Origin of the sequence: Undibacterium sp. 5I1 (assembly GCF_034314085.1) — a bacterium.
In the GTDB taxonomy this organism is placed as follows: domain Bacteria; phylum Pseudomonadota; class Gammaproteobacteria; order Burkholderiales; family Burkholderiaceae_D; genus Undibacterium.
Genome location: NZ_JAVIWI010000001.1, coordinates 627,819 through 648,818 on the forward strand (window position 1 = coordinate 627,819; position 21,000 = coordinate 648,818).

17 protein-coding genes, 1 tRNA gene and 2 pseudogenes are annotated in these 21,000 nt (G+C 45.7%); 15 read left to right on the top strand and 5 right to left on the bottom strand.

The genetic code is table 11. The annotated features are described in order from the left end of the window. The first annotated feature begins 300 nt into the window (after window positions 1-300). The 11 genes from RGU72_RS02640 to RGU72_RS02690 all read left to right on the top strand — a co-directional run bounded on the left by RGU72_RS02640 (window position 301) and on the right by RGU72_RS02690 (window position 8,957). Window positions 301-711 carry a hypothetical protein gene (locus tag RGU72_RS02640; protein ID WP_322118253.1) on the top strand — a complete coding sequence of 137 codons (411 nt, stop codon included), beginning with the start codon at window positions 301-303 and terminating at the stop codon, window positions 709-711. After that, window positions 708-1,697 (top strand): RHS repeat-associated core domain-containing protein, encoded by a 990-nt coding sequence (locus tag RGU72_RS02645; protein WP_322118254.1) that lies wholly within the window; start codon window positions 708-710, stop codon window positions 1,695-1,697. Before RGU72_RS02640 ends, RGU72_RS02645 begins: the two co-directional genes overlap by 4 nt. Window positions 1,698-1,699: 2 nt before the next feature. Further along, window positions 1,700-2,083 (top strand): hypothetical protein, encoded by a 384-nt coding sequence (locus RGU72_RS02650; RefSeq protein WP_322118255.1) that lies wholly within the window; start codon window positions 1,700-1,702, stop codon window positions 2,081-2,083. Window positions 2,084-2,331: 248 nt separating this feature from the next. Further along, window positions 2,332-2,994, top strand: a complete 663-nt coding sequence (locus RGU72_RS02655) for an RHS repeat-associated core domain-containing protein (RefSeq protein WP_322118256.1) — start codon at window positions 2,332-2,334, stop codon at window positions 2,992-2,994. 77 nt (window positions 2,995-3,071) lie between these two features. After that, on the top strand, window positions 3,072-3,269 hold the full coding sequence (locus RGU72_RS02660; protein WP_322118257.1) for a hypothetical protein: 198 nt from the start codon (window positions 3,072-3,074) through the stop codon (window positions 3,267-3,269). Window positions 3,270-3,353: 84 nt separating this feature from the next. Beyond that, a complete protein-coding gene (gene istA, locus RGU72_RS02665) occupies window positions 3,354-4,850 on the top strand; it encodes an IS21 family transposase (RefSeq protein ID WP_322118258.1) in 1,497 nt (498 codons plus the stop codon). Then, entirely contained in the window at window positions 4,843-5,673 is an 831-nt protein-coding gene (istB, locus tag RGU72_RS02670) for an IS21-like element helper ATPase IstB (protein WP_322118259.1), read from the top strand. The genes istA and istB overlap by 8 nt, the downstream gene beginning before the upstream one ends. A 53-nt stretch (window positions 5,674-5,726) precedes the next feature. Continuing rightward, window positions 5,727-6,290 (top strand): HlyD family secretion protein, encoded by a 564-nt coding sequence (locus tag RGU72_RS02675; protein ID WP_322118260.1) that lies wholly within the window; start codon window positions 5,727-5,729, stop codon window positions 6,288-6,290. A gap of 180 nt (window positions 6,291-6,470) precedes the next feature. Beyond that, entirely contained in the window at window positions 6,471-6,797 is a 327-nt protein-coding gene (locus tag RGU72_RS02680) for a hypothetical protein (RefSeq protein WP_322118261.1), read from the top strand. 254 nt (window positions 6,798-7,051) lie between these two features. Further along, a complete protein-coding gene (locus RGU72_RS02685; protein ID WP_322118262.1) occupies window positions 7,052-8,200 on the top strand; it encodes a hypothetical protein in 1,149 nt (382 codons plus the stop codon). A gap of 1 nt (window position 8,201) precedes the next feature. Then, the gene (locus tag RGU72_RS02690; protein ID WP_322118263.1) at window positions 8,202-8,957 is read left to right on the top strand and encodes a nucleotidyltransferase domain-containing protein; all 756 of its coding nucleotides are present in this window, start codon (window positions 8,202-8,204) and stop codon (window positions 8,955-8,957) included. A gap of 322 nt (window positions 8,958-9,279) precedes the next feature. Here the strand turns inward: RGU72_RS02690 and RGU72_RS02695 are convergent. Together RGU72_RS02695 and RGU72_RS02700 are read right to left on the bottom strand one after the other, a co-directional pair. Continuing rightward, window positions 9,280-9,765: pseudogene (locus tag RGU72_RS02695) on the bottom strand (transposase); the annotation flags it as partial. Window positions 9,766-10,108: 343 nt separating this feature from the next. Beyond that, window positions 10,109-11,227 (bottom strand): transposase, encoded by a 1,119-nt coding sequence (locus tag RGU72_RS02700; protein ID WP_322117783.1) that lies wholly within the window; start codon window positions 11,225-11,227, stop codon window positions 10,109-10,111. A gap of 215 nt (window positions 11,228-11,442) precedes the next feature. Between RGU72_RS02700 and RGU72_RS02705 the strand changes: the two are divergent. Beyond that, a pseudogene (locus tag RGU72_RS02705) lies at window positions 11,443-13,593 on the top strand (peptidase domain-containing ABC transporter). A gap of 100 nt (window positions 13,594-13,693) precedes the next feature. On the opposite strand, the gene RGU72_RS02710 reads toward RGU72_RS02705, so the two are convergent. Both RGU72_RS02710 and RGU72_RS02715 read right to left on the bottom strand, forming a co-directional pair. Continuing rightward, the gene (locus RGU72_RS02710; RefSeq protein ID WP_322118264.1) at window positions 13,694-14,689 is read right to left on the bottom strand and encodes a site-specific integrase; all 996 of its coding nucleotides are present in this window, start codon (window positions 14,687-14,689) and stop codon (window positions 13,694-13,696) included. A 134-nt stretch (window positions 14,690-14,823) separates the two neighbouring features. Continuing rightward, a tRNA-Met gene (locus RGU72_RS02715) sits at window positions 14,824-14,900 on the bottom strand. Window positions 14,901-15,185: 285 nt separating this feature from the next. Here RGU72_RS02715 and RGU72_RS02720 point away from each other — a divergent pair. The 3 genes from RGU72_RS02720 (at window position 15,186) to RGU72_RS02730 (ending at window position 20,448) form a co-directional block, all read left to right on the top strand. Then, complete coding sequence (locus RGU72_RS02720; RefSeq protein ID WP_322118265.1) at window positions 15,186-17,942, top strand: diguanylate cyclase domain-containing protein; 2,757 nt, start codon at window positions 15,186-15,188, stop codon at window positions 17,940-17,942. A gap of 83 nt (window positions 17,943-18,025) precedes the next feature. Further along, on the top strand, window positions 18,026-19,396 hold the full coding sequence (gene ppnN / locus RGU72_RS02725) for a nucleotide 5'-monophosphate nucleosidase PpnN (RefSeq protein WP_322118266.1): 1,371 nt from the start codon (window positions 18,026-18,028) through the stop codon (window positions 19,394-19,396). 92 nt (window positions 19,397-19,488) lie between these two features. Then, a complete protein-coding gene (locus tag RGU72_RS02730; protein ID WP_322118267.1) occupies window positions 19,489-20,448 on the top strand; it encodes a chemotaxis protein in 960 nt (319 codons plus the stop codon). 125 nt (window positions 20,449-20,573) lie between these two features. On the opposite strand, the gene RGU72_RS02735 is transcribed toward RGU72_RS02730, so the two are convergent. Then, window positions 20,574-20,975: a hypothetical protein gene (locus RGU72_RS02735; protein ID WP_322118268.1), complete on the bottom strand. Its 402-nt coding sequence runs from the start codon at window positions 20,973-20,975 to the stop codon at window positions 20,574-20,576. Window positions 20,976-21,000 lie beyond the last annotated feature (25 nt).

Sequence of the window (21,000 nt, forward strand, 5' to 3'; positions counted from 1 at the left end):
TTTTCGTGGCATGTTGGGAGACACAATTTCCAGCAAGCGTAGTGCAGATGAACCTAGGTTGGCGCATCTAGAAGCGAAGCCCAACATCTCAAACCTTTAGAGCATCAGAACAATAATGCGATGCCTGTGATAAACGTAAAAGCGTGTCTTGGTAAGACTGAAGACTATAAAAAATAATATACTCCCTATGAGCATATTAAAGACATCTAGATAAAATATGGATACTCAGCCATTTCAGAAGAAAAACAGAGGGAGTATCTGCTTTCGTCATGGATTAAACGAATATTCCCCACGCGCAGCATGAGCGACGACACCCTAGACAGCCTGCTCACAAGCACCGTTGGCAGCCGCACCAACCTCCACAGCTACGACACCACAAAAAACCGGCTCAACAGCATCAGTAGCAATATCAGTAATTTTTACTACAGCTACGACTTCGACAGCCAAGGCAACATCAAACAACGAGGCAATCAGCTATACATCTTTGACCAAGGCAACCGCATGACCAGTGCCACGAGCAAAGCTGACTATGTTTATGATGCACTGGGTCACCGCCTCAGAGTCAATCACGTCGATGGCACCAGCCAACTACAAATTTACAGCCCAGCAGGACAATTACTCACGATACAACAAACCGGTGGCCCCAATAACGGTAAGCAGACGAACTACATTTATTTAAACCGTCACGTGATAGCAGAGGTAACGCAATGAGCTTCGTCACTTATATGAAAAAACAGACGCTTAAAACAACGGGCTTGTTGCTTAGTTTGAGTTCGAGACTGAGCATAAGCCTGATCCTGACTCTGAGCTTAGCCCTAGGAGGGATTAGCCAGGTTTTAGCCGAGACGACGAGTTCAGGCGCTGTGGGCAAAGGCATCATCCACACCAACGACGTCGGCGCAGAAACCGTCATCTATGTTCACACCGACGGATTAGGCAGTCCGGTAGCGAAGACGGATCAAAACGGGACTCGTCTTACCCAGACCAAATACGAAGCCTATGGCATGACGGTGGCGGGCAGTGACGTGCCGACGATCGGTTTCACGGGTCATGTGAATGACGCTGACACCGGTTTGACTTATATGCAGCAGCGCTACTATGATCCTGTGGCTGCTCGGTTTTTATCTGAGGACCCCGTTCTTACGGATGCGAATACTGGTAGCGGATTTAATCGCTATGTCTACGCAAATAATAACCCTTACAAATTTGTTGATCCTGATGGACGAAATCCTTGGGCTCTTCGCTTGGCCTATGCGGCTGGTTACGAAACAGCTACAGCACTAGGCGCACCGATTCTTGGTGGTTTAATTGCGACGGTAATTTGGGATGTTGTTCACAGTGATGTCTTTAAATCAGAGCCTAAGAAAAATGATGCATCTGATGCACCAAAGACAGGTGATAAAAGCGACACGAAGGCAGATGTCGGTATTTCGAGCTCTTTACCAAAGCCACCAACAGGGCCAGGTAGCGTACCTAATGATGAAAGAGACCCGAAGCGCTTTTTCACCCCAGGGGAACGTGAAGCGAAACGAGGAGAGCAAGGTAACAAATGCGGAAACGGTTGTGGGACAGACATCGATCAGTCAAACTCGACCGGCCATCACGAAATACGCCATGCCGATGGAGGACCCACAACACCAGAAAATCACGTAGAGGTTTGCAAAGTTTGTCATACCGAACTTCATAATGGAAAGTAAATATGAGCGAAATCGTACCTGTTTTGAAAGATGAGCATAACCAAAGTTCGATTCCAACTGCGTGGAGACGTGCCTTTGCTGACATCGTGGAAGGATTGAAAGAAGAGAATTTCGATCTTGTGCGAAAAGTGGAAGGAGTTCGCCAGATTTCCGCAGAAGATGCAGCCAGAATTGCTGGCAACATAAAGCGCTATGGCGCTCAATTGACCAGTTTGCCAGAAGATACGTGGCGGACGTCGGCATGTCAGTGGATGATCGGATATTGGGATGCATTGGTCGATCTGTACACTGTGGACGAAGGAGCTAGCGATTTGGCGTTGGTCGTGCGCGTTTATGAAGAAGGCTCTGCATATGCTTTCGAAATTCTTTCTGTGCATGTGCCATAACAAGCATAGCCGGGCTAACGCAGGTTGGCGAAAAACGAAGCGAAGCCCAACATCTCAGACTCGTAAAGCATCAGATCAATCGTGAGACGTGCGCAATAAAATAAAAGCCGGTGTTGGCAACAGCACCGGCTTTGTCTATTGTTGAACCCGATTCTGCCTATCGTTGAAACACATTTGAATACGCTTTGAAACACGTCTGTATACCATCTGTATACGTTCTGTAGTCGGTTGTAATAAATCTGAATGACGTGTACACCGGTTTGACGTATATGCAGCAGCGGTACTATGATCCTGCGGCGGGACGATTCTTGAGTGAAGATCCGGTGCTCACGGATGCTAATACCGGAACTGGATTTAATCGCTATGTCTATGCATCTAATAATCCGTATCGGTATATTGATCCTAACGGCCGAGCTGAATGTACGACAGATGGCAATGGTTGTAAACACTACGGAACTCCCCAAAAAACTGACCCAAATGACAGGAGTGGACACGCCAAAGCGAGTGCCAAGATTGGAGAGCAATTGTCAAAACAAGGCGCTAAAGAGGTGCATTACAATCGCCCGTTTTCAGCGATCACTGGAAATCCGGCTGCTGGCCTTCAAAGAGCTGACGTTGCAGCCGTCTGGTCAGACAATAGTGTAAGTACAGTTGAAGTTATATCTCCCATGCAGACACCAGCATCACAGATCGCAAAAGGAGAAGCAATGCAAGCTAAATTAAATAGTATTGGTCGTGCGGGTACTGCAAATACCGTCTCCATTGGTGAAGGCTTGTCCGGCGTTGCTATAAAAGGGGTGGGTAGTTTGAGCATATTGAGCCCAGTTGTTCGTGCATTTGAACTTCAAAAAATGGGGGGAGCTGGTTCACCCATCCCCGTAGGTATTGGTATAGGTTATATGGGGGGGTAATAACACGTGAACAAGCTGTTGATGCTTCACGAATTTTCACTCCCATGTGAGACCGCAAAAAAAGGGGAACTAATAACATGATGAATACGGTAAATTTAGAACTTGTTGAAGCGTTAACTGCCGATCAAATTCAGGGCGCTCTAAACACTTGGGAGTTTGAGGGAAGTGAAATATTGCTAGCCCTGGTTAGAGCGCGAGATTTGGTGCTCAGAGCGGGTGAGATTGATGAATCAGTTTTATTGGGTGTTGGCGCGCACTCAATATTGACCAGATAAACGCAGTTATACGCACTGAATATTGACCAGGTAAATTAACCTATCCTTGCAGTTTTGACTGCGAGGGAATTCAAGGTGATTACCATGGGAATGTACTCTAAGGTCAGGCGGCTGTTCTACCGAGAACGGCTATCCATTAGCGAAATTCAGCGACGAACCAGCCTGTCGCGCAATACCATCAAGAAGTGGCTTAAAGAAGCCGAAGGGACTGAGCCGAAGTATGCCCGGCCTCCGACTGTCAGTAAAATAGCTCCCTTTGCATCCCTCATTCAGTTAGCGCTACAAACCGACAGCCATCGACCTAAAAAAGAACGTCGTACTGCGCTTATGCTATTTAAGGAACTCCAGCAAGCAGGGTTCACCGGTAGCTACTCGGGTGTCAACCGTTACATTTACGCCTGGCGTGACCAAGCTGCCAAAGTCACTGGTAAATCTGCCTTCGTTCCACTGAAGTTTCAACTCGGCGAAGCATTCCAGTTTGACTGGAGTGAGGAGCTGCTTGTCATTGGTGGCATTCATCGCAAAATCCTTGTAGCACACACTAAGCTGTGCGCCAGCCGTGCCTTTTGGCTGGTGGCTTATCCGACGCAAAGCCACGAAATGCTCTTCGATGCCCATACTCGCGCCTTTACTGCCATGGGTGGTATTGCACGGCGCGGTATCTATGACAACATGAAGACCGCTGTCGATAAAGTCATGAAAGGCAAAGGTCGTATCGTCAATGCACGCTTCTTTGCAATGACAGCCCATTACTTGTTTGACCCCGACTTCTGCAATGTGGCGTCTGGCTGGGAGAAAGGTATTGTTGAGAAGAACGTCCAGGATAGTCGCCGTCGTATCTGGAACGACGCCAGACAGGAACGCTTCGGCAGCTTTGCGGAACTCAATGCATGGCTGGCGGTACGCTGCAAGTTACTCTGGAGTGAATGCCGCCATCCGGATTACCCTGAGTTGACCGTCGCCGACGTGCTGGAACATGAGCAAGCCCAACTCATGCCGATGCCAACACCCTTCGATGGCTATGTCGAACTCGTAGCACGGGTTTCTTCTACTTGCTTAGTTCATGTCCACCGTAATCGTTATTCAGTACCGTGCTATTTGGCCAATCACATGGTCAGTGTTCATCTGTATTCAGAACAGATTGCCGTCTACGCTGAGAATGAGAGGGTTGCATGTCATCTACGACTATTTGGACGTGATCAGACCAGCTATGACTGGCAGCATTACATCCTTCTGGCAGAAAGAAAGCCCGGTGTCTTACGAAACGGTGCACCCTTTGCATTGATGCCGGCGCCTTTAATCAAATTGCAAACCACCTTGCTACGCCGTGCCGGTGGTGATCGCGTCATGGCTCAAGTGTTAGCGGCTATCCCGCACCATGGCCTTGATACCGTCATTGTGGCAGTAGAACTAGTGCTGGAGTCCGGTGCAACCAGTGTTGAACACATCACTAACGTATTGGTGCGATTAAGTCAGGGCGATCGTCCTGACCCCGTCGCCACAAGCTTGCAATTAATCGAAGAGCCGGTAGCCGATGCAAGTCGCTACGACAGCTTACATCAGGAGAATCAGCATGTTTAACATCATCAGTGAACTTAAATCACTCAAGTTATATGGAATGGCAACTGCCTATACCGATTTAACAGCACAGAGTACCGCGTCCGTGAGTACATCGGAATGGCTCATTCAACACTTGTTAGAAGCGGAATCGACGGATCGAGCGATGCGTTCGATCCGTTATCAGTTGCACGTTGCCAAATTTCCGATTCATCGCCACCTAGCTGATTTCGATTTTAGCCAATCCAAAGTAGACCAAAAGCTGATCGAACAGTTGGCCACGTTAGCCTTCACAGAGGCTGCGCACAACGTGGTGCTGATTGGTGGCACTGGCACAGGTAAAAGCCATCTGGCAACAGCACTGGCGGTCTCCGGTATTACGCAACATGGAAAGCGAGTGCGCTTCTTCTCAACGATTGAACTGGTGAATGCCTTGGAATTAGAAAAGGCAGCAGGCAAACAAGGACGCATGGCCCTAAGCCTTATGCAGATGGATTTGGTGATCTTAGATGAGTTAGGTTACCTGCCATTCTCACAGGTGGGTGGTGCGTTACTGTTCCATTTACTGTCTAAACTCTACGAACGAACCAGCGTCGTCATCACGACCAACCTGACATTCTCTGAGTGGAGCAACGTCTTTGGCGATGCAAAACTGACGACTGCGTTACTGGACCGACTGACACACCATTGCCATATTATTGAAACAGGTAATGATTCCTATCGTTTCAAACATAGCAGTGCCACAGCAAAAATGCGGATTAAATCAAGAGAAAGAAGCCGGGAATTAAACAAGCCTGAGACTGAGATATCAGCAGAACCTGGTGAAGTCTCTGGGCAGGAGTTTTAGTGCTTAAGTGGCTAAATTGAGTTCAACAAATGGAGAAAACAATGCACACATAATTGATCGACAAACCTGAAACAAACTTGTATGCTCAGCAACTAAGCGCCTGGTCAATATTCAATGCGCGCAGCTGGTCAATATTGAGTGCGCGCCAACAACCCTCATCCTCCAAGTTAGCGAAGACAACAGACACACTAGACACAACAAAGACGACTGATGCAGCGCAGCTAGAGGTCCATCTATACGCACCCAGCCGCACCGCAGGTTTCGTCGCCAATGGACAGCAAGTCCTGATCCGCTATCAAGCCTACCCTTACCAAAAATTTGGACTGCAAAAAGGCACCGTTACCGACATTAGCGACACTCCATTCGCACCAAATGAATTACCCCCTAATTTAGCCAGTACGATTTTGAGTAACGCCCAGCAGAATATTCAAGGCTTCAACAGTAATGAAGCCTTGTACAGAATTAAAGTCAGACTAGAAAAACAAACAATAGATGCCTACGGACAAGTGCAAAATCTAAAGTCAGGTATGACCCTAGAGGCAGACATATTGCAGGACAAACGCAAGATTTGGGAGTGGATTGCAGAGCCAGTATTGGCAGTGACAAATGCTGGCTAAGAAAAATTACTACAACTATAGAAATTTGTAACCCAACAAGATTCGAATACTGGATCTGAAAGGATATTTTCTTCCAGACCCAGTCCGAAAAACCGTTCAAGGTAGTCGAGACCAAGAACGGAGCAGCAAAACTATGTCATGAGGCATAGTTCAACTTAACCATGTATAGGGAAACACAAAATGCGTTTAATTACAAATGACGAATTGTTTGCGGTTGGTGGTGGGGATATTGGCCTAGCTGCTCAATATGGATTGGATATTAACAATGCCTACTATGGCGAAGAGCCAATTCAATCTGTATCAGTTTCGGGGTCGAACTCGGGACAGAATTCGGAATCGAGTGGAGCAACTGTTGTAACCAGTGTTTGTATAACTGTAGGTGCCGTAGGACAGTCGATTCAAACTTGTACAAATAATGACAACACAATATCTGTGATCACATGCGCTGGCACTCCAACGCCGGTTGTTTCTGCGCAGATTTGCACAACAGTAACTATGCAAAAATGATCAATGTCTCAGCAAGACGAGGTACGAAATTAGATTTATATTTCTGCGATTTGTGAAATAGAAAGTAGTGGCATTTGTTAAAGAAAATAATGAATGCCACCATAAAGCAAAAAGTCATGACTTGGTTAGGATTATTTTGTATAAATTAAAATAAGGAAATTGACCTCTATGCCCTTTTTTATTACTTCACATTACTGAGTTCAATTATCTTCAGCAAACCTTATTTGACAATACCTCCAAAATCTATTTAACAAATGCTTAAAATACCATTAATACTTATGTTTTTTTTTAGTGCATTTCCTTGTGGTGCGCAAATAAACGGTAAGGAAAAAAACTCCAATAGCTCGGATACCGGATTAGTGAAAAATATGGATCAATTTAAAATAATGCTTAAAAAGACTGAAATTGAAAATATTTCTATTGCTGAAGCGGGTGAGCGGCCTTTTTATAATTCCTTGAATTGCTGGGCTTTGATTGAAAATCAAGGTGTTGATTCTGGAGACAACAAATCCGATCAGTCATACGCGTTTGGTGAGCCACAATGGGATAAAAGTATTAATTTAAAAGAGTCAGATACTGCTGTGGTGAATCAGTTACTTTTAGATTCGAACAACAGAGACGCTTATCAGTTATTCCGACTTATGCCGCACAGTGTGATGTGGTGGATTCGTATTAACAAAGGAATTTCTCTGATCACGTTAACTACTGCGATACATGAAACGGTACATGACATGCACACCTTAATGAGGAAGTGCAATAGCGGGAATTCTACCTACTTATTTAACGGTTATGGGAGGATAACCGAGCGGCATCCAGGTGACAGTGCTAACTTTTCCATCGTCGAGGAAGTGATACCAGACAAATTTAAAGTACTTTTACCGTCAAATTCAAACTTTAATACTTACATTATTAAAAGCAAAAAATTCACGGGTAACGATATATCAACGGGAGTTGATGAATTCAATGCCTATACAATTGCAGCAAACCTAGAGACGAACTTAACTTCTACTAGCGTTTATCAAAAATTCAAAACTAGTGGACTAGACTCATATAGCGGAAACATAAGCGGAATGAGCGATTTTATGCTGTATATCTTGTGTTACTTCAAAGCTGCAAGAGCTCACTATCCCTCTACATATCAAAACATACAAAATAGCCATCTATTCCTCGCACACATAAATAGGTTGTGGGAGTCTGCTGAAAACACCTTGAGTATCGCTTATAAATTTACACTAAGTGAAGGTGGTATTTACTATGTAAATTCTCAGGTAATTGCTGAAATTTATTCTCCAGAATTAATTTCAGAACTGGATCTGCTTGGTGTTAAGCATCTCCATTTCGACCATTGGAACAATACCTATTTTTCAAAAAATAGGGGGATTAAAAATCTTCCAGAGAAATAATATGAATTATAAAAATTTATTAACTGAGTTTATTGTCAACGTAATTTCAAATCGGTATTCAGATTTCTCGTTCATTTATTTTTTTGGATCACAGATAAATGGCGTTGCTCGAAAGGACTCAGATATAGATCTAATTATAGTTTTTACAAAAAAAACGACCCCATTCCATGAGTCGTTTTCAGAGGGTGGGAAAATATTTGATGTCTTTGTATTTGATGCTGAAACATTAAACTACAATATTCAGATTTGTCCTAAAATTGGGCAATATTCAACAATAGAAATTATTTGTGGTAGTACTGTTTTGCCACAAGCAACATTTGAATCAGAACATTTGAAATCATGCGCTAGGTATATCGAGAATTCGGCGCAATGGGAAGTTCCTGATTTAGATTCAGTTAGGTATTTTTTAACGTCATTGATTATCGATCTAGAATTTTGTATTGACAAAAGAGAAATTAATTTCCTTGCCGCGGAGCTATATAAGACGTTAGTCGAAATAATTTTGTTAAAGAGGGAGAAAGGAGGATACGTTCGCAAACATACGGCACGAGCACTTAAAAAATTCAATCCACTAATGGATGAAAAACTAAATAATTCTCTTGAAAAAGCTATTTCGAATGCTGACACAGCAGATCTAGTCGTGTTAGCTAAAGCTGTTCTTGCCGAACTAGGTGGGGAATTGAAAGATGGTTTTAAAAAACAAATGAGAGAAAGTGGGAGGCTTCCGCTTGTTAATCCAAACAAAGTAATCCGATGACCTATTAGATTTGTAGATATTTTTTAAATTATCACTTTATTCTGCAATGGAAAAGGATTGATGTAATTTACGTTGAGATTAGATCGTAAAGCCTATTTTTTTTATTCGCTAGTATTTAGAGCTTCTTGCAAAATACCCAAACCAGTAAAGTCGAGCATGGGTGTGGCCACTGTTGCGATTGGTTTTCTTGTTTGAAGCGGCACATGTGACATGAATTTGTGCCGGATTATCGTTTTATGGCGTGTCAATCCCTATGTGACCATCACTGCCCCTATGAACGTTGGGAAACGTTGTTTTTTTCGACTCTTTAAAAGCAAAGCTGTTACGTAAATAAACGCATCAACTGATCTGCGGTCAATACCAATAAACCAAACATCAAATGCGACATCACTTTTTCGCTACCACGCACCCGTACTGTCGTGCCACCAAATTCGTCTTTCAGCCTGCCATTGGTACGTTCAGCTTGCGTGCGTTCTTTATAACGCTGTTGTTCATGCGGGGCGAACGGTTTCTTCTCCCCGCCGCGTGCGTTGTGATCAATTAATGGCACGTGGCCAAGACTTTTGCTGTGTGCCCTTAACTCTTCACTGCAATACGCTGCATCCATCAAATCGTACAAATTCGTTACTCGTGCGGCCGTCATCGTTGCTAACGGCACCGCCGTTTGACTATCGTGCACCGAGGCGCTGGTCAATAGCGCACTGATGGCAACGCCGCAGTCAGCGGTGTCGATATGCAGCTTGTAGCCGTTCCAACTCACTTTATAACCTTGCGCATTGCATTTAGTGCCGCGGTCACACTCTTTGGGTAAAGCATTGACGATGCTCGGTAAAGTTTGCGTCAACTGCCAGCCTATCTTGGTCACTTTCTCTTCCTTTGGCGGCCTTATCTCGCCTTTCTTTGGCCGTCCACGGCGCTGCTTTTGGGCCTTTTCTACGGAAACAACTGAGCTTCTTGCAAAATACCCAAACCAGTAAAGTCGAGCATGGGTGTGGCCACTGTTGCGATTGGTTTTCTTGTTTGAAGCGGCACATGTGACATGAATTTGTGCCGGATTATCGTTTTATGGCGTGTCAATCCCTATGTGACCATCACTGCCCCTATGAACGTTGGGAAACGTTGTTTTTTTCGACTCTTTAAAAGCAAAGCTGTTACGTAAATAAACGCATCAACTGATCTGCGGTCAATACCAATAAACCAAACATCAAATGCGACATCACTTTTTCGCTACCACGCACCCGTACTGTCGTGCCACCAAATTCGTCTTTCAGCCTGCCATTGGTACGTTCAGCTTGCGTGCGTTCTTTATAACGCTGTTGTTCATGCGGGGCGAACGGTTTCTTCTCCCCGCCGCGTGCGTTGTGATCAATTAATGGCACGTGGCCAAGACTTTTGCTGTGTGCCCTTAACTCTTCACTGCAATACGCTGCATCCATCAAATCGTACAAATTCGTTACTCGTGCGGCCGTCATCGTTGCTAACGGCACCGCCGTTTGACTATCGTGCACCGAGGCGCTGGTCAATAGCGCACTGATGGCAACGCCGCAGTCAGCGGTGTCGATATGCAGCTTGTAGCCGTTCCAACTCACTTTATAACCTTGCGCATTGCATTTAGTGCCGCGGTCACACTCTTTGGGTAAAGCATTGACGATGCTCGGTAAAGTTTGCGTCAACTGCCAGCCTATCTTGGTCACTTTCTCTTCCTTTGGCGGCCTTATCTCGCCTTTCTTTGGCCGTCCACGGCGCTGCTTTTGGGCCTTTTCTACGGAAACAACTTTCATGTGTTTCTTCGGCTTCTCGCGCGCCGCAATCGCCGTGCCGTCACGGCTGATGTGTCCAATGAGGCTGTCGCCTAAATAACTCTTGATCAGCGCTTCGTGCACTTTCTCCGCTAATTTGGCTTGGGCAAATTCGCCAAAGGCGCGCGAAAAAGTGGCTTCATTCGGAACTTCTTTCCACATCTCAAAGCCGCACAGCCGTTTTAAACTGCGATCCATCGTCAATCGTTCTATTAAGGCCGCTGTTGTATTGAGCCCCAACACAGCTTTGGCGATGAAGGCGCTGGCCAATGCACCACGGTCATGCGGTTTGCGTCCTATCCCTTGCCATTGGTCCGACACAAATTCTTCGATGCGCACCCAGTCTAGTACATGAATCAATTTTTCCAGCTTCGGCGTCAGTGACCCGCATTGCTGTTTTATCTCCGGTAGCAAATCGTGTTGCAGTAAATTCCAGCGTTGCATTATCAGCAGGCGTTGTGTAGGATTCATAGCGGAGCGCAGATGGTTGTTTAGTCACTTTCATCTTGCCAGAAATGGCCGCTCCTTTCTCATCTATTTTGCGCTTCTCGCAATAAAATTACTCTCCGGTGTTTCGTTTTGCAAGAACCTCATTTAGTTATATAAATTAAGAACTAAATCGTAGCTCACTTGACATTGCTTGAAAGTGTCGAAAAAATGAATTGCTCATTTAATTATCTTACTTGATGAAATCTCTCCTCCAAACAGAATCGAGCGAATGCGGTTTAGCTTGCTTAGCCATGGTCGCAAGCCATTACGGCTACCACACTGATCTCGCGGATTTACGTCGTCAATTCTCGATCAGTCTTAAAGGAGCGACGTTAGCTCAATTAATGCGCCATGCGTCGGCAATGCAATTGTCCGCACGACCATTGCGCTTGGAATTGGAAGAGTTAGATCAGTTAGCTTTGCCATGTATTTTGCATTGGAACTTAAATCACTTTGTGGTCTTAAAAAAGATTACTAAAAATTGGCAAGGCAAAGTGACTTTGATTTTGCTTGACCCCGCAGTAGGTGAGCGTCGTGTTGCTTTGCAAGAGGCGTCGGCACACTTTACTGGTGTTGCTTGCGAGTTGTCTCCAAGTGCGAGCTTTAAGCCGAAAGACGAGCGTAAAAAGATTGCTATCCGAGATTTAACCGGACACATCGTTGGCCTGCGTCGCGCCATTGTGCAAGTCATGGTACTAGCGCTGGCGCTAGAAATCTTTGCGATTACCTCCCCGCTGTTTAATCAATTTGTGGTGGATGAAGTCATTGTCAGTGGCGACCGCGAGTTACTGACGGTGCTGGTCATTGGCTTTGCTTTACTGATGGTGACTCAAACCGCGATCAGTCTGGCGCGTAGTTGGTTCTTGATGCGCTGGAGTATGGATATCAGTTTTCAATGGAGTGCTCGAGTTTTTGCGCATCTGACGCATTTACCAGTCTCTTTTTTTGAGAAGCGTCATCTGGGTGACGTGGTCTCTCGCTTTGGCAGTATTGGGGTGATCCAGAGTACGTTGACGAGTTTGTTTGTGGAGAGTGCCTTAGACGGTCTGATGGCCTTGCTGGCACTCGGCATGATGTTGTTATATAGCGTGAAGTTGTCTGCTTTGGTGATAGTGACGGTCTTGGTGTACGCCGTATTACGATGGGTGTCTTATCAGCCGTTCCGCGAGGCGTCGCAAGAACGTCTGGTGCTATCGTCCAAAGAGAGTAGCCATTTTTTAGAAACTATCCGTGCGATCTCGCCGCTGAAATTATTTGGACGGGAGGAGGAGCGTCGGGCCCGTTGGCTAAATCTCAAAATGGATGTACAAAACCGCGATATCAAGACGCAGAAGATGTCGATATTGTTCAAGATTTCTAATACCACCTTATTTGGTATTCAGAGTCTGGCTTTGTTTTATATCGGTGCTGGACAGGTGATGCAGAACGCCTTGACAGTAGGGATGCTAATGGCTTTTTCTAGTTACGCCAGCACCTTCTCAGGTCGTTTCTTTAACGTCATTGACTTGGTAGTCAACCTAAAAATGCTAGGGCTGCATAGCGAGCGCTTAGCCGATATCGTTTTAGAAGAAGCAGAAATCGATACCGTACAAGAAACCGATATGTCTCGCATACAGCCAACGATTACACTTAAAAACCTGAAATTTCGTTATGCCGAGGGGGAGCCTTGGGTGTTAGACGGGATTAATCTGACCATTCCTGCAGGACAAAGCATTGCTCTGGTTGGCCCTAGCGGTTGTGGCAAAACGACTTTATGCAAAATCATTCTAGATTTGCTTAAACCCACTGAGGGTGAAGTCTTGATTGATAATATTCCGACTAAGCAATTAGGTATAAATGCCTATCGCAAGCTAATTGGTACTGTGATGCAAGATGATGTATTGATGGCCGGCTCGATTTAGGACAACATCAGTTTTTTTGATGCACATACCAAGCAAGAACAGGTCGAGCACTGTGCTAGACAGGCGGCAATTCATGAGGATATTGCGGCCATGCCGATGGGTTATCAGACCTTGGTTGGGGACATGGGTAGTAGTTTGTCAGGAGGGCAAAAGCAGCGAGTCTTGCTAGCGCGTGCCTTGTACAAACAACCCAAGATTCTGGCATTAGATGAAGCCACGAGCCATCTGGATGTGCAGAATGAGCAAAAGGTCAATCAGGCATTGGGTACGCTGAACTTGACTCGCATTATGGTTGCACATCGACCAGAGACAATTGCCAGTGCGGAGCGCGTGGTGTCATTACAGAACGGGAAAGCGGTAGAAATACGTGCTACGTCAATCGACCGCGCTGAACTTAAGCCTGATCAATTTGAGTCGCTGGCAGAACTACAGATGTTGGTTGCCTGATTATTTCAACTAACCAAGCCAATATTCATTGGCTTGGTTTTGTTTTCTCAATGAGAAGAGTTTGAATCTCTCTTCGGCACTTATCCTAAAAAGAAGAAAGCTAATGTATTGTCTTTTGACGGATAGCTGCTACCAACTCGGCCGCAGTAGGGTTGTAATAGCGCATCGCCATTTGCAAGGTTTTCCAGCCAAAGATTTTTGCCAGTGTTGCTGCGGGTAATACTTTTGCCCATCTGGACGCCGCTTCATGGCGTAGGTCATGAAAACGTAAATTGGTTATGTCAGCATGTCGGCAAAGTCGACTAAATGCTGCAGTAACGCCATCCGTTGCCTGGAATCCCGTCAATCGGCCATGTGGATGTTGCTGGGCACTACGCAGAGCAGATTCTGCAGTGACTGACAAAGGCACATCCCGAGCAGTCCCATTCTTTGTCATATCCAAATGAATAAAATGATGAGCTAGGTCGATTTGATCCCAAGTTAAGGACACCATTTCTCCGCAACGCATACCAGTTTCGATAGCAAGTACGATTAATAAACTTAGGTCAGATGATTCTCTCTTGCGAGCAGTATCAAACAGACGTATCTCTTCATCGCCAACCAGACGACGCGAGCGGCCTCTGGGGAGTTTTGGTTTACGGATATCAGTAATCGTGTTGGCGACCGAAATTGACCAGTCACGGCGGGCTGTATTGAGTAAAGCAGAGAATACGGAAAGTTCTAGTTGTACTGTCTTCGGAGCGACTTCTTTTAGTCGCTGGTCACGGTAAGTGGAAAAGTCGACATTTTGTAGGCTGGCGAGTGGACGTAAAGCCAGAGGGTGTCGCATCAACTGCAAAAGACGGTAATTTTCTTTGACATGACCGCGCTTAGCGGGCGTTACTTCCAAGCGATAGCGTTCTAGTGCATCGCCGAGAGTCGTACTTTCTGCGGTTGAACGGTCGCTAAACTCACCACGTCGCATTTTTGCCTCGACATCTCTGGCCCAGTCGTTGGCTGCTTTGATGGTTTCTAAAGTGCGTGTTTGGGTAGGATAGCCTTTGCACCGGACAATGGCTTGATATTGATACGGACCGCGTTTATTGATCGTTGCCATACTTCTGCTCCAATTGAGGTTGAGGAACAGGGTATAGACACCGGCATTTCAAACGGAAGTGCAGCAAAATTGCAGCAATAAATCGTTTTAAATGCAAAAAGGCTTACAGCAATTCTGTAAGCCTTTGATTTTATTGGTTGCGGGGGCAGGATTTGAACCTACGACCTTCGGGTTATGAGCCCGACGAGCTGCCAGACTGCTCCACCCCGCGTCTGAAGGGGCGAATTTTACAGGTCGATGGTGAAGTTCACAACCTATTACTGAAAATAATGTTTTACTGCATTAGTATCTGGGTTACTGTTTTTTTCGAGGAAACTTTTTTTACTGTTTAATTTGCTGTTTAATGTTGAAAAAATAAGCAAAGTCACTGGCAAACTGAAAGCTAATTTTGATGTAGGCATGTTTCACTCAAGATAATGTCTTATCGCAATAAAACCTATATAAAATACATGCATAATATAGCGCTTTGATGCTACTGCACATTTAAAGAATTTTCATGTACTTATACGCGCTTGATGATGAAGTAAATCGGCTTGAGACCGAGTTGGCGACATTGGCTGGCGCCGCAAGAGTCAATACTTTGGTTAACGTGGCTTGGCATTTGCGGCAGCGTAATAGTCAGCGAGCATTAAATTTGGTAAACGAGGCCGATGGGTTATTGCGAAATAGTCCTTTGATGCCAGATCAACGTCGTGGCGTGCGCGCCAGGTTGGCATTGATTCGTGCCGAGGTTGCAGCATTGTTCCGCGATTTTGATAATGCTGAAGATTTTTTGCAAAGTGCCAGGACAGGTTTTATTGCTACGGGTGATCTGGTTGGTGAGGGCGATGCTGCGCTAACAGAATCGGTAATCGCGCTGGAGCAAGGTCAGATGGAGCGCGCTATTGCCGCTGCTCAGAATGCCAACATTAATTTTGGTCGGGTTGGTGATCGCATGCGCCAAACCCTGGCTCGTGGCTGGGCGATTTACTTAATGGCATTTACTGATAGCTTGGTCGCAAGCGAGCAGCTAGCCGAACTGATTGTGCTCAACCCCGAGCCAAGGCACCCAGCTGTTGCCGCGCTGATTTCAGCAGCGCAAGGTGAGATTTTATTTTCTCCTGAACTGACCCGATCTGCTGTGATGTATCACCATGCCAGCAAATCTGCTGAGCAAGCTGGGCTTTTACGGTTGGCAATTGTCTCTGCATCAAATGCCGGTGTTTGTTTACAAAAGCTAGGTGATTTTGAAGAGGCTGCAGCTTGCTACGATTGGGCGGTATCTTGCTCTCGCAAAACTGGATGGCCTGCATTAATTGGCTATAGCATGATGCGATTGGGCGAATTATTGCGACATTTGGGGCAGTTTGATCAAAGCCAGATTGTGCTACAAGAAGCCTTAGAGCGCATGAGTGACAACAAAATCGGTATTCACAAAGCAATTGCGCAGGCAGAGCTTGCGAATACCTTGTTGCTACGTGGCGATGCAACTCAAGCAGCAAGCTATTTTGAATCGGCAATTGCTTTATATCGCGAAGCAGGGTCGCGCAATAATTTAGCAGAGCATTTAATTTGTTATGCCCGCGCTTTATCAACGGCAAACCAGCCGGGCGCCGCGTTGAAGGCAATTGACGAGGCAAGGCAGTTAATCGACGAGCTATCCCTGGATGCCTTAGGTGTAGATATCAACGAGGCAATGGCCGAAATTTATGGCCGACACGCTTTGTCCTCGCCTGCCGATATGACGGCACCGAATATCGTCTTGCATTATCTTGAGCAAGCCTTGGATTTTGGTCACACAGTACCTGGCTGGCTGGCTCCTTCTAAATTATTATTGTCCTTAGGTGAGGCGTGGTCTAACGCGGGCAATGGCCAACATGCGTTTACTTATGCAAAACAAGCAATCGCTGCCGATCAGCGTGAGCGCACTAAACAAGCTGCAAACTGGGCAACATTGATGCAAGTGCGTCATGAGACCGAACGGGCCAGAGCTGAGGCATTGCATCATCAACAATTAGCGGCAACCCTGTTAGAAACCTCGCAAACTCTCGATTTGTTGAGCAAAATCGGCCAAGAAATTACTGCTGACTTAAACCTAGAAAATGTTTGTCACGGGCTGCATCGCCACCTTAGTGCGTTATTGGATGCATCCGATTTGTCCATCTGGCTGTTAGACGCAGATGGCATTAGTCTGAACTTGTATCACCGGGTAGAAAATGGCGAAGTTATTTCTTTGCAATTAACAACACCTGATAGAAGCACCCGCAATGCTGCGCGTTGCATCACTGAGGGACAGGAACTATTAATGGAGATGGGATTTTCTAAATCCTCGTCTGATAGCGCCAATGCTGATCGCATGCGTATTGCTTTGTATGGACCTTTGATTGTCGGCGATCATATCTTGGGTGTGATCGCGATACAGTCGACCAATCAAGCCGCTTACGGTGAGCGGCAACGGCTCATATTTCGTAGCTTATGTGCATACGGTGCAATCGCTTTAGATAACGCTCATACACACCACAATTTACAAAAAACTCAAAAACAGCTAGAACAAGCTTTGCTTGAATTAGAAGATGCAAGTTTGACTGATCCTTTAACCGGGCTCAAAAACCGACGGTTTCTGACCCAAAATATTGAGGCTGATGTCGCCTTAAGTATTCGGAGTTACCAGACTCCGTCCACTACCGATGACTCGACTCCAAAAGATACAGATTTGCTGATGTTCTTAGTTGATCTGGATCATTTTAAGCAAGTCAATGATAAATATGGTCATGCTGCCGGTGATGCGATCTTGGTGCAGATACGGCAACGCTTGCAGCAAGTATTCCGCGATTCTGATTACCTGATACGGTGGGGCGGTGAAGAATTTTTGATCGTGGCACGTGGCACTTCAAGAGACAGAGCTGAAGAACTGGCAGAGAGAGTGAGAACTATTGTGGCTGATGTGCCATTCCAACTTGAGGGCGACTTATTTATTCGTCAGACTTGCTCGATTGGTTTTGCTTGTTTCCCGTTCGTGACAGTTTATCCACGTGCGATTGACTGGCAAGACGTAATTGATATTGCTGATATCGCCTTATATTCAGTGAAGCATTCTGGCAGAAATGGTTGGGTTGGCTTGTTGGCGGAAGAACACGCATGGCCAGAATTATTGCTTTGTACCTTGAAGGCCGACGCGCAAGCCGCCATACTCAATAACGAATTGCGCATGACTACAAATAAAGTGACGGAGGCTGTAGTCCATGCTTTGCGTGCCAAGCAGCCCGGCGAGTAAAATAAATACATCACCACAGGTAAGTTCGGATATTGACTAAGCGACTGCCTGAGTTCATTCCTATTTAGAAAGATATGCGACACATGGAATATGCCGTAATTGATACACAAATTTCACCCGATGGCCGGATGGAAGTTTTATCCAAAGCCGAAGTACAAAAATTATTGGATACCAGCCATAGCGGTCTTTATCAATTGTTTCGCCGATGCTCACTCGCTGTATTAAATTGCGGTAGCAGTCTGGATGACGGTAAAGAATTGCTGGAGCGTTATAAAAACTTTGATATTCGCATTGTCCAACGTGAACGTGGCATTAAGCTGGACGTCAAAGCGGCGCCTGCCAGTGCCTTTGTTGATGGTGTAATGATCAAGGGAATACAAGAGCATTTGTTTGCTGTGCTGCGCGATATTTTGTTTGTTCAGTCGGAGATAGAAGACAACCCACAGTTCGATTTGACAGCCACAGAAGGTATCAGCAACGCGGTATTTCACATTCTGCGCAACGCTAATTTCTTACGACCACAAATCAATCCTAATATCGTCGTTTGTTGGGGCGGGCACTCCATCTCTAGTGATGAATATGACTACACCAAGCAGGTGGGTTATCAAATGGGTTTGCGAGCCTTAGATATTTGCACCGGTTGTGGTCCGGGCGCAATGAAGGGGCCGATGAAGGGTGCAACGATCGGCCATGCGAAACAACGTATTCACGGCGGACGTTATTTAGGGTTGACTGAGCCAGGTATTATCGCGGCAGAGGCACCAAATCCTATCGTCAATGATTTGATTATTTTGCCTGATATTGAAAAGCGCTTAGAAGCATTTGTCAGAGTAGGTCATGCTGTTGTCGTGTTCCCTGGCGGAGCAGGTACGGCGGAAGAGATTTTGTATTTGTTGGGCATTTTGCTTCACCCAGAAAATGCGGAGATGCCTTTCCCTCTGATTTTTACAGGCCCAGAAAGTGCTAAAGATTATTTTAAACAAATTGATCAATTTATTGGTGATACTTTGGGTACAGAGGCGCAGCAACGCTATCAAATTATTGTGAACGATCCCGTGTTGGTCGCGCAGGAAGTGCAGGCCGGTATCAAGAAGGTGAGAGAATTCCGTAAAGCCAGAGGAGATGCGTATTATTTCAATTGGTTGTTAAAAATCGATACAGAATTCCAAAAGCCGTTTGATCCTACTCATGAGAATATGCGCAACCTTGCGTTGCACAAAAATCAGGAGCGCCATTTGTTGGCGGCAAATTTACGTCGCGCTTTTTCAGGCGTGGTCGCAGGCAATGTCAAAGACCAGGGGATACGTGCCATCGAGAAGCATGGCCATTTTGAAATCAGGGGCGATGTCACTCTGATGGAGTCCATGGATGCCTTGCTTAACTCATTTGTTGCACAAAGTCGCATGAAACTACCAGGCAAAGCATATATACCGTGTTATCGCGTTATAAAATAAGTTTTAGTAGCATAATTAGATGTAATGACGAGTCGCCCGATTTGCTCATACATACAACATGATCGACTCCCTAACCCTTGAGGATTACTGACATGAGTAGCAGCGTACAACAGGAAGTTGATGAGCGTACTAACCTGACTGGCTCTAATAAATTTGAGCTGTTGTTATTCCGGCTAGGCGGAGATGCTAACGGCGATCGCTCGGAGCTGTTTGGTATTAATGTGTTTAAGGTGCGTGAGATTGTTGCCATGCCAGTGATTACTGCTGTCGCTGGTGCTATGCCACACAATCTTGGTGTAGTGAATTTGCGTGGACAGATTATTCCGGTAATTGACTTGCCATCGGTAGTTGGGTGCAAGCCTAAGACTGGTCTAAATATTATGTTGGTTACTGAATACGCCCGTTCAACCCAAGGTTTTGCGGTGGAATCGGTAGAAGAAATCGTCCGTCTCGACTGGAGCCAGGTGTTATCCGCAGAATCTAGCGCCGGTGGCGGCATGGTCACCAGTATAGCCCGCCTTGATGGCGATGTAGAAGATACCCGTTTGGCACAAGTCTTGGATGTGGAGCAAATCCTACGTCAAATTTCACCCAAAGATGGTAAGGACGTAGACCCAGAAACAATAGGTGCCAAAATTGCACTACGCGCTGGCGCAGCGATTTTGGCAGCCGATGATTCTGCCGTTGCACGTGGCTTGATCGAGCAAGCTTTAAATGCCATGGGAACGCCATTCATTATGACCAAAACTGGCAAGGAAGCATGGGAGCGCTTGCAAGCTATTTCAGCTGCTGCGCAAGCAGAAGGCAAGACGGTATACGACAAAGTGGCGATGGTATTGACGGATTTAGAAATGCCAGAGATGGACGGTTTTACTTTAACCCGCAATATCAAGCAGGATGAGCGTTTTAAAGGTTTACCAGTGGTGATTCATTCATCTTTATCAGGTTCCACTAACGAGGATCACGTCAGAAGCGTTGGCGCAGATGCATATGTCGCAAAATTTGTAGCAGAAGAATTAGCCGCGACTATTCGTGAAGTGTTACGAGGCTAATCTTGATCGCTTAAGTTCGGCTGCGCTTGTGAGCTAAGCCAAGTAAAGTTGATTACCAATTATAAAGGGCGCATTAAGCGCCCTTTATAATTGAACGGTCGTTGTAAATTTAAATCAATTTTTATTCAACGATCTGCTGGCGCTTGTGCCGGCACTCGTTGCCAACCAGCCGGGCAACTCTTAATCGACGGATAAAAACCGTCGGGATTATGGCAGTAGTACCAATCACCAGAGCTTTGTTGCGGTGTCCCAGGTGTTACGTAGTTATTGGGCGGATTATTGCTATTTGATTGCTCAATATAGACCGTGGTCGGAGGGGCAACTACTACATCTGGATAATAGCGGTAGGTATTTGGGTAATAATATGGTCCCCCATAATAATATGAACTGGCAAACACGGGGAATGGGTTGACATAAATACCCAAACCAAAACGTGGCCCATGATAAAACGGACGTGCCAGAGCTACACTGCTGCTAGTGATAGCAAGGATTACCAACATAGAAACAAAAGGTTTAATTAACTTCATCACACACCTCGCAAAAAATACAATG